The organism is Archangium lansingense (genome assembly GCF_026626635.1).
In the GTDB taxonomy this organism is placed as follows: domain Bacteria; phylum Myxococcota; class Myxococcia; order Myxococcales; family Myxococcaceae; genus Archangium; species Archangium lansingense.
The window spans coordinates 9804677-9818033 of record NZ_JAPNKA010000001.1; the positions used below are offsets into that span (position 1 = coordinate 9804677).

Annotated in this window: 13 protein-coding genes and 2 tRNA genes; 7 read left to right on the forward strand and 8 right to left on the reverse strand. The window is 67.5% G+C overall.

Translation table 11 applies throughout. The annotated features are described in order from the left end of the window. Position 1 precedes the first annotated feature (1 nt). Positions 2-874, forward strand: a complete 873-nt coding sequence (locus OV287_RS38950; protein WP_267542495.1) for a ChbG/HpnK family deacetylase — start codon at positions 2-4, stop codon at positions 872-874. Here the strand turns inward: OV287_RS38950 and OV287_RS38955 are convergent. Beyond that, on the reverse strand, positions 823-1515 hold the full coding sequence (locus OV287_RS38955; protein WP_267539110.1) for a class I SAM-dependent methyltransferase: 693 nt from the start codon (positions 1513-1515) through the stop codon (positions 823-825). The two genes, OV287_RS38950 and OV287_RS38955, sit on opposite strands and share 52 nt — an antisense overlap. Beyond that, positions 1512-2642, reverse strand: a complete 1131-nt coding sequence (locus tag OV287_RS38960) for a mannosyltransferase family protein (RefSeq protein ID WP_267539111.1) — start codon at positions 2640-2642, stop codon at positions 1512-1514. The genes OV287_RS38955 and OV287_RS38960 overlap by 4 nt, the downstream gene beginning before the upstream one ends. A gap of 159 nt (positions 2643-2801) precedes the next feature. On the opposite strand from OV287_RS38960, the gene OV287_RS38965 reads away from it, so the two are divergent. After that, complete coding sequence (locus OV287_RS38965) at positions 2802-4721, forward strand: CocE/NonD family hydrolase (protein ID WP_373371928.1); 1920 nt, start codon at positions 2802-2804, stop codon at positions 4719-4721. A 55-nt stretch (positions 4722-4776) separates the two neighbouring features. Here OV287_RS38965 and fadJ read toward each other — a convergent pair whose 3' ends face one another. The 5 genes from fadJ to hemE all read right to left on the reverse strand — a co-directional run bounded on the left by fadJ (position 4777) and on the right by hemE (position 10695). Beyond that, complete coding sequence (fadJ, locus tag OV287_RS38970) at positions 4777-7014, reverse strand: fatty acid oxidation complex subunit alpha FadJ (protein WP_267539113.1); 2238 nt, start codon at positions 7012-7014, stop codon at positions 4777-4779. After that, entirely contained in the window at positions 7014-8318 is a 1305-nt protein-coding gene (gene fadI / locus OV287_RS38975; RefSeq protein WP_267539114.1) for an acetyl-CoA C-acyltransferase FadI, read from the reverse strand. The genes fadJ and fadI overlap by 1 nt, the downstream gene beginning before the upstream one ends. A gap of 124 nt (positions 8319-8442) precedes the next feature. Next, positions 8443-9015: a hypothetical protein gene (locus OV287_RS38980; protein WP_267539115.1), complete on the reverse strand. Its 573-nt coding sequence runs from the start codon at positions 9013-9015 to the stop codon at positions 8443-8445. Further along, positions 9015-9575 (reverse strand): hypothetical protein, encoded by a 561-nt coding sequence (locus OV287_RS38985; RefSeq protein ID WP_267539116.1) that lies wholly within the window; start codon positions 9573-9575, stop codon positions 9015-9017. Before OV287_RS38985 ends, OV287_RS38980 begins: the two co-directional genes overlap by 1 nt. An 82-nt stretch (positions 9576-9657) precedes the next feature. Further along, complete coding sequence (hemE, locus tag OV287_RS38990) at positions 9658-10695, reverse strand: uroporphyrinogen decarboxylase (protein WP_267539117.1); 1038 nt, start codon at positions 10693-10695, stop codon at positions 9658-9660. A 191-nt stretch (positions 10696-10886) separates the two neighbouring features. Between hemE and OV287_RS38995 the strand changes: the two genes are divergently transcribed. Beyond that, a tRNA-Val gene (locus OV287_RS38995) sits at positions 10887-10958 on the forward strand. Between the two features lie 34 nt (positions 10959-10992). Continuing rightward, a tRNA-Asp gene (locus tag OV287_RS39000) sits at positions 10993-11069 on the forward strand. Here OV287_RS39000 and OV287_RS39005 read toward each other — a convergent pair. Further along, the gene (locus OV287_RS39005; RefSeq protein ID WP_267542496.1) at positions 11028-11390 is read right to left on the reverse strand and encodes a tyrosine-type recombinase/integrase; all 363 of its coding nucleotides are present in this window, start codon (positions 11388-11390) and stop codon (positions 11028-11030) included. The genes OV287_RS39000 and OV287_RS39005 overlap by 42 nt on opposite strands. Here OV287_RS39005 and OV287_RS39010 point away from each other — a divergent pair. The 3 genes from OV287_RS39010 to OV287_RS39020 all read left to right on the forward strand — a co-directional run bounded on the left by OV287_RS39010 (position 11378) and on the right by OV287_RS39020 (position 13314). Continuing rightward, positions 11378-12088 carry a DUF2381 family protein gene (locus OV287_RS39010; protein WP_267542497.1) on the forward strand — a complete coding sequence of 237 codons (711 nt, stop codon included), beginning with the start codon at positions 11378-11380 and terminating at the stop codon, positions 12086-12088. The genes OV287_RS39005 and OV287_RS39010 overlap by 13 nt on opposite strands. Before the next feature lie 90 nt (positions 12089-12178). After that, positions 12179-12835: a hypothetical protein gene (locus OV287_RS39015; RefSeq protein WP_267539118.1), complete on the forward strand. Its 657-nt coding sequence runs from the start codon at positions 12179-12181 to the stop codon at positions 12833-12835. Positions 12836-12837: 2 nt separating this feature from the next. Then, positions 12838-13314, forward strand: coding sequence for an SMI1/KNR4 family protein (locus OV287_RS39020; RefSeq protein WP_267539119.1), 477 nt, complete (start codon positions 12838-12840; stop codon positions 13312-13314). The last annotated feature ends 43 nt before the right edge of the window (positions 13315-13357 follow it).

Genomic DNA, 13357 nt, shown 5'->3' on the forward strand with positions numbered 1-13357 from the left:
GGTGGCACGAGCCCCCACACGCCTCATCGTCAACGCGGATGACCTGGGGCTGCACCCGGCCCTGGACACGGGCATCCTCCGGGCGCACCGCGAGGGCATCGTCACCAGCGCGACCGTGCTGGTGAGAGGCCCGAGCGCGGAAGAAGCGGTGACCCGAGCCCGGGCGCAAGGACTGGCCCTGGGCGTTCACCTGGCCTTCTGCACTCGCCTGCCCCCAGCGGCGCCCGCCTCACACGTGCCCACCATGGCCCCGGGTGGGTTGCTGCGCGCGAGCTGGGCTGACTTCGCGAAGGCGTGGCTCACCGGGCAGGTGCGACGCGAGGAGCTGGAGCTGGAGCTGGCCTCGCAGCTGAGACGCGCACGGGACCTGGGCGCGGACGTGGATCACCTGGACGCGCACCAACACCTGCACCTCCTGCCCGGGGTACGCCCGCTGGTGGAGGCCCTGGCACTTCGAGAGGGACTGCCCCTCCGCTGGCCAGACCGATTGCCGCGAGTGTCCTGGCTGCGGGCACCGGGGCCCGCGGTGAAGACGTCGCTCTTGTCGCTGTTGGCCCGGACCGCTCCGCGACCGCCGCCGGGAGTCCAGCGGGTGAGCGCCGGCGGCATTTTCGAGGCGGGCCAGCTCACCGAGTCCGCCCTGCTCTCGCTGCTGGAGTCGCTGCCCCCGGGAGACTTCGAGCTCGGCTGCCACCCGGGCGAGGGCCGTCCCCACGTCCCGGAAGACCCCGCGTGGACCTATGGCTGGCAGTCCGAGCTGGACGCGCTCACCAGCCCTCGGGTGCGAGCCCGACTCGAGCAACTGGGGGTGGAGCTGACCACCTACGGCGCGCTGGCGGCCGCCGTGCCCCCGGCCGTGGCCTCCGCCACATAGAGGATGTGGGGTGTGGAGTAACCCACCCCCAGCTCCACCGTCTCGCGCAGGGTGAAGCCGGCCTGGAGCAACAGGGCCTCCATCGCATCGCGAGGCTGGAGCACAAGCGCCCCCCCGGCCTTCGTCCGGCCGAGCAGCTTCACCATCACCACCTCCTGTGCGAGGCACTTGAGGTGCTTCCAGGAGTGGTCGCCCTCGGCCTCCTTCAGGAGGAGTCGCCCACCGAGACGGAGCAGCCGGCGGACCTCGCGCAGGAAGCCGGGCCAGCGCTCCACGGGGAGCAGGTAGAGGACATCGCTTACCACCACCGCATCGAAACCACCGGGAAGCCGCTCGGCGAGGGACTCCACGGTGCCCACCTCAGTCCGCACGTTGGGCAGACGGCCAGGACCGCTTCGGGCCCATTCAATTTTACGTGGGTCAGGATCGACCCCATGCACGATGCGCCGGGAGTCGCCCAGGGCGAGGAGGGCGGAGAGCAGTCCATGGCCACATCCCACATCGGCCACGGTGCCTCCGGCGGGCACGCGGGAGGCAACGGCCTCGAGCGGAGCGGAGAAGGCCCGGGCGTGCACGTGGAAGCGCTCGCTCAACGGGAGGTGGGAGAACAGCGCCAGGGCGGGAGGAAGAGGAGCGTTCACGAGATGTAGTGCTCCAGGCCGAAAGCGGCCGCTAGGAAGACGAGCGACACGGCGCCCGCGGCGAGAAGGCCTTGGCGCACGCGCGGGTGCTCGCGCAGCAGCAGCGCGAGGGTGAGGAAGAGGGGGAAGGCGGAGAGGAGGTAGCGCCCCATGCCCATGAAGTCCTTGGTGGACAGGGTGGGGATACCCACCAGCACGGCACAGTACACGCCATAGCCCCACCCCAGCTTCCGGAAGGTGGGCCACACCAGCGCGAGCGCCCCCAGGGTCAACGCCGCGTGGATGCACAGCCGCAAGGCGGTCTCGGTGTTGGTGTCCGGGGAGAAGACGGTCTTGAACCAGGACAGCTTCAGCCAGGAGCGCCAGCCGGGCTCCTGTCCCCAGGCGGACTGGACCTCGACGAAGGCGAAGGGCGCGCCGAACTGCTTGTCCAGGTAGAGGATGTAGAGCACGAAGCCGAGCGCGGACAGGACGGGCAGGAGATCGAGCGCAGTCCAGCGCTCCCCCCGCTCTCGCTTCCACTCGAGCCGGCGGGCCAGCAGGCCCAGCACCACCGCGGGAGCCACCGGCCGCGCCGCCGTCGCCACCGCGCCGAGCAGGACGGCCAGCCCCAGGTGTCCCTTCTCCAGCAGGAGGAAGGCGCCCACCACCAGCAGGAGGAAGAGCGCGTCGGAGTACATCACCCCGTAGAGGAAGAGGGAGAAGGGATAGAGGGCGAGCAGCAGCGAGGCCTGGAGCGCAATGGGTTCGTCCACCCGGAAACGCGCCCAGTGAAGGAAGAGCAGGAGCGCGAGCGGTCCACACAGCAGGGTGACAAGCACCCCGGCCTGGTGCACATCCGGGCCCAGCTCATCGACGGCGCGGACGGCCAGCGGGTAGAGCGGGAAGAAGGCCACGGAGCTCTGCTCCCCAGGCCTGTAGAAGTAGCCCTGCTCGACGATGTGCGCGTACCAGTTGGAGTCCCAGCCCACGAACCCCATCACCACGTACTCGTCGATCCGTGCGACTGGGGCCTGGGGGTTCTTCTTACGGTGGTAACGCCGGGCGCCCATCCCCGCGGACACAGCGCAGGCCAGGACGGCGGCCAGGATGACGAGAACCAGGGTGCGCGACGCGGAGCGGGACATTCGGCGCAGGCATCATCCAGAAACGCGCCAGGGTCAAGGACGGAACCCGGACCCCGAGTGAGGGGGGTCCCCTACCCCGCAAGCACGAGACGATGCTTTCCGCGCCGCCACCGTTCGCCGACAATGCCGCCTCCCCCACCAGGAGAGTGCATGCACCTCATGTTCCGCAGCCTCGTGGTGCTCGTGCTTATCGCGCTCGCCGGCCCCGCAAGGGCCCAGGCCGCGAAGCCCCAGCAGCCCACCCCCGAATCCGAGCGCGCCGAGTACATCCGCTCGCACTACACCAAGTTCGAGTACCGCGTCCCCACGCGCGACGGCACGAAGCTGTTCACGTCCGTCTACATCCCCAACGACGCAAGCCCCAGCAAGCGCTACCCCATCCTGCTCGTGCGCACGCCCTACACGGTGGCGCCGTACGGGCAGGACCGGTACGCGCGCCGGCTCGGGCCCACCGCCGAGTACGAGAAGCAGGGCTTCATCTTCGCCTTCCAGGACGTGCGCGGCCGGAACATGTCCGAGGGCGAGTTCATCAACGTGCGCCCGCACATGGCGAAGAAGAGCGGGCCGAAGGACATCGACGAGAGCACTGACACGTACGACACCATCGAGTGGCTGGTGAAGAACGTGCCGGGCAACAACAGCCGCGTGGGCCAGTGGGGCATCTCGTATCCGGGGTTCTACGTCTCGGCGGGAGCCATCGACTCGCACCCGGCGCTCAAGGCGGTGTCGCCCCAGGCTCCCATCGCCGACTGGTTCTGGGACGACATGCACCGGCATGGCGCCTTCAACCTGGTGCTGGCCTTCGACTTCTTCTCGGGGTTCGGCAAGCCCCGGCCGCAGCCCATCGCCAACGAGAACTGGTTCCGCTTCGACCACGGCACGCCGGACGGCTACGAGTTCTTCCTCGACCTGGGCCCGCTGGCCAACGCGGACACGCGCCACTTCAAGGGTGACATCGCCTTCTGGAAGGACATTGTCGCGCACCCCAACTACGACTCCTTCTGGCAGGCGCGGAACCTCCTGCCGCACTTGAAGAACATCAAGGCGGCGGTGATGGTGGTGGGCGGCTGGTACGACACCGAGGACCTGTACGGCCCGCTGCGCACCTACTCCGCCATCGAGAAGCAGAACCCGGGCATCACCAACACGCTCGTCATGGGCCCGTGGCCGCACGGTGGCTGGACGCGGGGTGACAGCACCGCGCTCGGCGACGTCGAGTTCGGCTTCCGCACGAGCGAGCTCTACCAGGAGTTGGAGCTCGCCTTCTTCAAGCACCACCTCAAGGGGGGCGACAAGCCCGAGCTGCCCGAGGCCCTGGTGTTCGAGACGGGCGCCAACCGCTGGAGGCGCTTCGACACGTGGCCTCCGAAGGGGGTACGCGAGGCGCGGCTCTACTTCCAGCCCAAGGGGGGCCTCTCCTACAGCGCGCCCGCGTCCGCCCAGGAGGCCTTTGACGAGTACGTGAGCGACCCCGACAGGCCGGTGCCCTACACCACCGAGCTGACGACGGGCTGGACCAAGAACTACATGACCGAGGACCAGCGCTTCGCCTCGCGCCGGCCCGATGTGCTCGTCTACCAGACGGCGCCGCTGGAGAAGGACCTGACGCTCGCGGGCCCGCTGGAGGCGGAGCTGTGGGTCTCCACCACGGGCACCGACGCGGACTGGGTGGTGAAGCTCGTGGACGTCAACCCGGGCAAGCTGCCGGGCTTCAGCCGGAATGACGAGGAGCAGGGCAAACGCAACCGCGGGGGCCAGCAGACGCTGGTGCGCGGCGAGCCGTTCCGCGGCCGCTTCCGCGACAGCTACAGCGAGCCCAAGCCCTTCAAGCCGGGCGAGGCGACGAAGGTGCGCTTCGTCATCAACGACGTCTTCCACACCTTCAAGCGCGGACACCGGGTGATGATCCAGGTGCAGTCGAGCTGGTTCCCCTTCATCGACCGCAACCCGCAGACCTTCGTGCCCAACATCTTCGAGGCGAAGGAGGAGGACTTCGTGCGCGCCTTCCACCGCGTGTACCGCTCGGCGGCACACCCGAGCTCGCTCAAGGTGGGCGTGCTGCCCTCGGTGGACGACTGACGACACACGCGGGAGGGCGGGGAGCACGAGCCCCCTGCCCTCCCCTCGCGAGGGACTAACGCGGGTAGAACGTCTTGCCCGCCTTCACGATGTCCACGAGCGACGGCGCGGGGGTGAAGCGCTCGCCGTACTTGTCCTGGTAGTGCTCCAGGCGACGCAGCAGCTCGGCGGGACCGATGCTGTCCGCGTAGCGGAAGGGGCCTCCGAGGAACGGCGGGAAACCAAGGCCGAAGATGGCCCCCACGTCGCCGTCACGCGCGCTGCGAAGAATCCCCTCGCCCAGGCAGCGCACCGCCTCGTTCACCATCTGGAGGACGCACCGCTCGGCCATCTCGCGCGCATCGAGGTTCTTGCGGTTCTTCCCGTGCGGCAAGAGATCGTAGACGGTGACGTCCACCTCCTTCTTCTTGCCGTCGTAGGTATAGAAGCCCTTCTTGTTCTTGCGGCCGAGGCGGCCCTCAGCCACCACCTTCTCCAGGGCCCTGGGCGCGGCCATGCGCTTGCCGAAGGCCTGCTCCATGATGGGGCCCACCTTCTGGGCCACGTCGATGCCCACCTCGTCCAGCAAGGTGATGGGGCCCACAGGGAAGCCGAACTCCACGAGCGCCTTGTCCAGCTCGGCGATGTCGGCGCCGTCGGCCAACAGGTGCGCGGCCTCGTTCATGTACGGCGCGAGGATGCGCGAGGTGTAGAAGCCCGGCCCGTCGTTGACGACGATGACCGTCTTGCCCTGCTTCTTGCCAATCTCCACGCAGGTGGCCGTCACCCAGTCGACGGTGCCCTTGTGGGTGATGATCTCCAGCAGCGGCATCTTGTTCACCGGGCTGAAGTAATGCATGCCGATGACCTGCGCGGGCCGCTTGGAGCCCTTGGCCAGATCGGTGATGGGGATGCTGGAGGTGTTGGAGGCGAAGATGGCGTCCTCGCGGGTGACGGCCTCCACCTCACCGATGATGCGGTGCTTGAGCTTCAGGTCCTCGAAGACGGCCTCGATGACCACGTCCACGCTCTTGAAGCCGCTGTAGTCGGTGCCGCCGGTGACGAGCGCCATCTTCGCGGCGGCCTCGCGCCACGTGAGCGAGCGCTTCTTCACCCGCTCATCGTAGATGCTCTGCACCTGCTTGAGGGCGCGGCCCACGCCCGCGTCGTCCCTGTCCTTCACGCGCACCGGCACGCCCTGCAGCGCCGAGCTGACGTAGGCGATGCCACCGCCCATCAGGCCGCCGCCGAGCACGCCCAGCTTCTTCACCTCGCGCGGCTTCACGTCCGGGTTGGCCGTACCGTTCTCCTTCTTGAGCGCGGTGGTGGCGAAGAAGATCTCCACCAGCCGCTTGGAGACGTCGGACACCACCAGCTCGCCGAAGAACTTCGCCTCGGCCTCCAGGCCCGCCGCGCGGCCAGACTCCACGCCGATGCGGATGGCCTCGAGCGCCTTCTCCGGCGCCGGGTACTTGCCGCGCGTCTTCTTGCGCAGCTGCTTGCGCGCCTGGTCGAAGAGGATCTTCCGGCCCACCGGGTTGTCCTCGAGCGCGACCTCGGTCCACATCTCCTTGTTGGTCAGCCCCAGCAGCAGTCCGCCCAGGCCCTTCTTGCCCTGCTGCGCCACCGCCTTGAGACCCTGACCACGGGGACGCTCCACCTTCAGCATGCCCTCGGCCAGCTCGCGAGCGCGGCGCACGGCCAGGTTGCGGAGGATGGGCACGGGCACCACCTCGTCCACCAGGCCCAGCTTCTTCGCCTTGCCGGGCTTCACGTTCTTGCCGGTGAGGATGAGGTCCAACGCGGCCTGCGCACCGATGAGCGCCGGCAGACGCTGGGTGCCACCCGCCCCGGGGATGAGGCCGAGCTGCACCTCGGGCAGTCCGAGCGTCGTCTTCGGGCTGTCAGTGGCGATGCGGTAGTCACAGGCGAGTGCCCACTCCAGGCCTCCGCCGAGGCACGCACCGTGGATGGCCGCCACCACCGGCTTGGGGAACGCATCCAGCCTGTCGAAGCCCTGCTGCCCCTGGCGCGAGGCGGCGGTGGCCTCGGAGGCCGACTTGAGCGTCTGGAGGAAGTCGATCTTCGCTCCAGCCACGAAGCTGTCCTTCTTGCCGGAGATGAAGACGACCGCCTTGACCGCGGGGTCCTTCTCGGCGCGGGTGAGCAACCCCGCGAACACCTCACCCGTCTCGGGAGAGAGCGTGTTCACCGACTCGCCCGGCAGATCCAACACGAGGAGCGCGACACCGTCCTCGACGTGGTAGGTGAAGCCCTGCTTCGCCTCGAGCTCCTGAGCAATCATCGCAGCCATCACGCACGCTCCAGGACCACCGCGGCTCCGAGGCCACCGGCGGCGCAGACGGTGCACAGCACCGTGTTCTTGTTCTGACGCTTCAGCTCATGAAGGGCCTGGGTGACGATGCGCGCCCCCGTGGCCCCGAAGGGATGGCCGATGGAGATGGAGCCTCCCGACAGGTTGAGGCGCGTGCGGTCCACCTCGCCCACCGGCGCGCTCCAGCCGGCCTTCCGGGCGAACTCCTTGGAAGCCAGCGCCTGGATGTTGCTGGCCACCTGGGCGGCGAACGCCTCGTGCATCTCCACGAGATCGATGTCGGAGAGCTTCATTCCGGCGCGCTGCAGCGCGATGGGGGCCGCGTAGGCCGGGCCCTGGAGCAACTGCTCTCCGGGGTCGGTGGCGGCATAGGCATGGGCGCGCAGGTAGCCGAGCGGCTCCAGGCCGAGCGCCTTGGCCTTCTCCTCGCTCATCAGCAGCAACGCGGCGGCGCCGTCGGTGAGCGGCGAGGCATTGCCGGCGGTGACGGTGCCGTACTTGCGATCGAACACGGGCCGGAGCTGGGAGAGCGCCTCCAGGCTGGTGTCCTCGCGAACGATGTTGTCCTTCTGCGACACCTTCTCGTACTTGGGCGGCACCACCACGTGCATCACCTGGGAGTCGAAGAAGCCGTCCTTCCAGGCGCGCGCGGCGTTCTGGTGCGAGGTGAAGGCGATGGAGTCCTGCGCCTGCCGGGAGATGCCATTCTCCTTGGCCATCTTCTCGGCGCTCTCTCCCATGGTGAGGCCGGTGGAGTACTCGGCGATGGCCGGGGGCACGGGCACCAGGTCGCGCGGCTTGAGCGTCTGGAAGGCCTTGAGTTTCTCCGGGAGGCTGCGGGCCTTGGAGGCGGCCACCAGCGCCTGGGCCAGCGGGCGGCTGGTGAAGATGGGCGCATCCGACATGGACTCGGTGCCACCCACGAGCACCACGTCCGCCTCACCCACCGAGATGGCGTTGGCCGCTGTCGTCATGGCCTGGATGGAGGTGGCGCAGGCGCGCGCCACGGTGAACGCTTCAATCTTGCGCGGCAGCCCCGCGGCCAGCACCACCTCGCGCGCGATGGACGGCGCGGTGAGCGTGGGGATGACCTGGCCGAACACCACCTGATCAATCTCCTGGGGATCGATCTCCGCGCGCTGTACCAGCTCCTGGACGACCATGCGGCCCAGGTCCAGCGCGGTGAGCTTCGCGAAGTCGGTTCCTGCCTTCACGAAGGGCGTCCGCAATCCGCGGACGATGGCCACTCGCCGGTGGCCGTTACGCTGCTTCTCGCGTGCCATGTGTGCCTCACCTTGACTGCGTGGTGAGGCGCATCTAATGGGCCGTGTCGCATCGCGTCAACGGAAGATTGACTCTAGAGTCAACCGGGTGAAACGAGGCTCTCTGTCTCTCTCGGAGGGCAGCTCAGGGAGCGGTGCCCGGCTGTTGAGCAGCCAACTTTTCGAGGAGGAACTCCTCCAGAGGACGGAGCTCCGGGGCGACGGACCACAGCGAGGACAGGTCCGCCTGGTCGAGCCGGTGCAGCAACGCATCGGGGAAGGGCTGCTCACCCGCCTGCGCGAAGAGCTCGGCGAGCACCCGGTTGGGCTCGTACCTGCCCCGAATGAGCTGCTCGAACGAGGGACTCACTGGCAGCACGGAGCGCAGCAATTGCTCGTCCCGGAAGAGGAGCACGGCGATCTCGGGCGCGACGGCCAGGACCCGCCATTCGCTCGGAGGCTCCACCCGCTCCAGGAGCAGATGCGCCCAACCACACTGCTCCGCCATCAGGTCCGGAGAGAGCGTGTGCGCATCGAGCACCACGACCACGGGCACCCGCTGCCAGAAGATGATTTCCCGCGCCTCTCTCGAGGCTCCTGCATTGCCCTTGACCGCCCGGATCCGGATTCCCCGATCGCGCAGACGGGGATGACCGTTCACCAGACGCCTCATGAGCTTCCCAGCCACGAGTCCCGGGGTCACGATGAACGCACTCATCACAAATCACTCCCGTCCAGTCGCATTTGTTCCGCGAACCCCATCTCCACCGCATACCGCAGCTTCCTCCGCATGCCGTCGAGGAGCCGGCGTCCCCGGAGGGCCTGATCGATCTCCTCGCCCTCCCACAGCAGCACATCTGGCGGTGGCAGCATCTCCACCAACGTGAACGCAGCCTGCGAGACCTCGCCCGTGCACAACAGCGCTCCGATGGTGGTTCGTGGCCGACGCAGAATCTGGGACTTCAGCTTGACGATGGCCAGGGTGTCTACGGGTCTGGTCATGTCCTTGCACTCTACCAGACAGGACACCCCGTCGAAATAGACCACCCCGTCGATCTGCTCCAGGAGGACACCGTTCCGGTACACCCGGTATGGCCAGGTCACCTCAGCGCCTTCCAGCTGGAACGCCCGTAGGACGAGGTACTCCAGCAGCGAACCGGCGGGCCAATCGGGAGGCGAGACACCCGCCCGAAGGCCCTGCCACAACGCCAGCAACCCTGAATGCTCAAGTGCGAGCACCCTGCGCTGGTACTCGCCGCCCCTGCCTTCATCTGTCACGGCACCCTTCCCCTTCCCCAACCCACCGCACCACCCTACCGGGTGCCCCTGACATCCCCGGCTGACTCACGGGGTCACATCATCAGACCCCCTGGCGGAGCGCGGCACCGTGCTTGTGCACGGCATCCACCATGAACTTCGCGGCGTCCGGATCCGTGGGCGGGAGGATGCCGTGGCCCAGATTGAAGATGTGCCCCACGGGCCCGGCGCGACGCAGGATGTCCACCACGCGCTGCTCCAGCTCCTCGCGCGGCAGGAAGAGGTGGAGTGGATCCAGGTTGCCCTGCACCGCCACGTCGGGACCGAGCACCCGCCGGGCCTCGTCGATGGGCGTGCGCCAGTCCTGCCCGATGACGTCCGCGCCGGTGCGCTTGAGCAACGGCAGGTGGTTGGACATGCCAGTGCCGAAGACGATGACGGGCACGCCCTTGGCCTGCACCGCCTGCACCATCCGCGTGAGGTACGGAATGCAGAAGCGCTCGTAGTCCCAGGGGGACAGCTCACCGCCCCATGAGTCGAAGATCTGAACGATGCTCGCGCCGGCCTCCACCTGCATGAGCAGGTAGGGGATGAGCGTGCTCGTCAGCTTCTCAAAGAGGGTGTGGACGAGCTTCGGCTGCTCGAAGAGGAGCCGCTTGATGAGGATGTAGCTCTTGGAGCCGCCGCCCTCGACCATGTACGCGGCGAGGGTGAAGGGCGCGCCGCAGAAGCCGATGACGGGCACCGAATCATTGAGCGCGCGCCGGGTGCGACGGATGGCCTCGGCGACGAAGCCGGTGCCCTGAACGGGGTCGGGCACGCCCAGACGCTCGATATCGGCGGCGGTGCGCACGGGGTTGGGGAAGTGCGGCCCCTTGTCCCCGAGCTCCAGCTCAATCCCCATGGCCTCCACGGGGATGAGGATGTCCGAGAAGATGATGGCGGCGTCCACGCCCAGCCGGGTGATGGGCTGAACGGTCACCTCTGCGGCCAGGTCCGGGTTCTTGCAGAGATCGAGAAAGCCGATGTTGCCGCGGATGGCTCGGTACTCGGGGAGGTAACGGCCGGCCTGGCGCATGAGCCACACGGGGGTGGTGTCGGTGGGCTGGCGGCGGGCGGCTCGCAGGAGGCGATCGTTCAAGGGGTGGGCTCCGTGTCTGCCCCCTCTCCCTCAAGGAGCGGGCGGGGGCGAGGGTTGTCAGGTGGAATCGCCAGGGTCAACGCTCGTGTCAGGACAAATCGGAATGATTCGTCCGTCCGAAACGTATGCTTGACAGTGACGGGCGTGGCCGATACAAGCCCGCCCCGTCGCAACGCGGTGGCGCAAGCGAGGGGCGGATAGCTCAGCGGTAGAGCGTCGCCCTTACAAGGCGAGGGTCACAGGTTCAATCCCTGTTCCGCCCAAGCAGTAGTCGTGGTAGGCAGCAAGCAGTGTCGTGGGGAGTTAGTTCAGTTGGTTAGAACGCCGGCCTGTCACGCCGGAGGCCACGGGTTCAAGTCCCGTACTCCTCGCCAATAGAAGGGCCCGGAATCGCAAGGTTCCGGGCCCTTCGCCTTTTCTCGCCTGCCTGTCTTTCCCTGCGTCGCGGAGCCCGTCTCCAGCATGTCTCCAGCCTGCTGGGCGCCCGCCGTGTCCGGCAGGCTGATGGCCGCGTCCTTCGCCGCCGGAGACAGGTGCATGTACTGCTGCGTGGTGGTGAGGCGCTCGTGGCCCGCCAGCTCCTGGATGGCCTTGGCGGGAGCCCCACGCATCGCCAGCCGCGAGCAGAAGGTGTGCCGCAGGATGTGCAGCGCCCCGGTCACAGGCAGCCCGGCCCGTGTCTGTGCCTTCTTCATCCAACGGGAGACGGTGGCCCTGGCCACAGGCTCGCTGTCGTCGCCAGACTGGAGAGCGGTTCAAGGTGGTGGTGCGCTTCGCGGATGGGGCGGCTCCAACGAGCGCCACCTTCATACTGGTGGGACATCCCGCGCTCGGGACACGGCAGGTGGACGTGTTCCGCCTCAAGCGCACCGTGGAGGACTACCAGAAGGAAACCCAGGAGGAGCGCAAGAAGTCCCAGCAGCTCGGCCAGGATTTGGAGCGGATGAGGCTGGAGCACGGGCCGGGCGGAATCACGGGACTGTTCGCCAGCGGGTTGATAACGGTGGACGAGCAGGGCGTGAAGGCCGAGGACATAACGAAGGGCATCACCCGGCCCGCGAGCAACGCTCTCGTTCTTCGGCGTGTCCTCAGCTGCCGCGTCACCACTCGTCAGGAGCACGTGCTGCGGGTGGCCGTGGCCATGAAGCTGGTGAACCAGGGCACGCAGCCCTGGACGCTCCAGGGAGCGGCGCTGATGGGCAAGGGTCAGGAGCCCAAGCCCGTGAAGGTGAGCTGGCAGTCCTCGCCCGTCCCTCCAGGCGTAGAGGAGCTGGAAGTGGTCGTGGTGGAGTGGGAGCTGACGGCCCGGGAAGCCCGGGGCCCCTTCACCTTGAAGCTGTGGGACGAGAGCGGGAAGCGTCTCGTCACCCTCGGCAACGTGACCTTCCCCTGAGTCCTGACGCTCCGGCGTGTGTCAGACCCATTGGGTATCCCCACAGACTTGCAACCCATCAGGGGGTGGCCATCACCACGGGGAATTCCCATGAAGCTGGCCGGAGCGGTGGTGCTGTTGGTGTTCCTCACCGGATGCGCGACAACCCAGGGGACGGGAGGATCTGGCCCTTCGCCTTCACCAGGGGCCAAGCCCGCTGTGAAGAAGGAACTGCCCTGGTTGAATGTGCCGGGCGGACGGATGAAGACGACCCTCTTCTACGGCCCGTGGCAGTGTCGCCGGGAGTTCATGAACGGGTGCCAGAGGGAGTGCGCCAGCGAGGGCCACACGCTCAAGGGGTGCATGTGGCTGGCCGACTTCAAGTTCGATTGGGAGGGAAGCCTCGTCGTCCTCCCCGTTCCCGTCAAGGCCGGGAGCCGCTACGGCATCTACCACTGCTGCTGCAACTACACCGAGTTGTCGAAGGAGGACACACGCGCCGCTCGCAAGAAGTGGGAGGGGAAGAGGGAGTCATTCCGGCGGGGTTGGAGCGAGAAGTTCGGAACGTGGCCGGAGAAAGGTGACGTGTCCTGGCCAGGGCACCACGTCCGGGATCTCAAGCACGGGGGGGATCCGGTTGACCCCAACAACGTCATCCCCGCCGAGCCTGATGTTCACGAGATATTCAACGAGCAGTACCCCGCTTGCTACGACGGCAAATCCCCCTGGAATACAGTGGGCCCTGACCTGCCCTACACGGACAACTGACGATGGCCACGCCCCTGAACAGCTTGCTCGAAGAGGTCTCCCGCGCGCACTTCCCCCATGCCCCCGCCACACCCGAGGAGATCGAAAAATTCGAGCAGCGGGTGGGCTGGCGGCTGGACCCTGACCTCCGGGCCTTCTACCTGCACTGCAACGGGGCGGAGCTGATCAAACGGTTGCCGGATTCCCCCTATCGCATCCTTCCCCTGTCGAAGATCATCCGGGCGCGGGTCGCCATCTTCGGGAAGAAGAACGATGACGACGCGCACGGCCCTGCTTCGATGTGGGCCATCTGCGACGTGCAGGATGGCAACTACCTGTTGGTGGATGTGGCCCGGCAGGAGAATGGCCGCTATCCCGTCATCGACGGCTGGCACGAGGCGTGGCCGGACCCGAAGTATTGCGATCAGATCGCCACCTCCTTCTCGGACTTCTTGGAGCGGGCCCTGCGTGATGGCCAAGCCTACTGGCTGAACCAATGAGACGATGCCCTCACCCATGAGCCTCCTGCTCGAAGAGGTCTCC

Excerpts from the sequence above, each read along its gene's own strand:
- OV287_RS39015 (WP_267539118.1), top strand. The coding sequence starts at position 12,179 with ATGAAGCTGGCCGGAGCGGTGGTGCTGTTGGTGTTCCTCACCGGATGC.
- fadJ (WP_267539113.1), bottom strand. The coding sequence starts at position 7,014 with ATGGCTGCGATGATTGCTCAGGAGCTCGAGGCGAAGCAGGGCTTCACC.
- OV287_RS39020 (WP_267539119.1), top strand. The coding sequence starts at position 12,838 with ATGGCCACGCCCCTGAACAGCTTGCTCGAAGAGGTCTCCCGCGCGCAC.
- OV287_RS38960 (WP_267539111.1), bottom strand. The coding sequence starts at position 2,642 with ATGTCCCGCTCCGCGTCGCGCACCCTGGTTCTCGTCATCCTGGCCGCC.
- OV287_RS38965 (WP_373371928.1), top strand. The coding sequence starts at position 2,802 with ATGTTCCGCAGCCTCGTGGTGCTCGTGCTTATCGCGCTCGCCGGCCCC.
- fadI (WP_267539114.1), bottom strand. The coding sequence starts at position 8,318 with ATGGCACGCGAGAAGCAGCGTAACGGCCACCGGCGAGTGGCCATCGTC.
- OV287_RS38980 (WP_267539115.1), bottom strand. The coding sequence starts at position 9,015 with ATGAGTGCGTTCATCGTGACCCCGGGACTCGTGGCTGGGAAGCTCATG.
- OV287_RS39005 (WP_267542496.1), bottom strand. The coding sequence starts at position 11,390 with ATGAAGAAGGCACAGACACGGGCCGGGCTGCCTGTGACCGGGGCGCTG.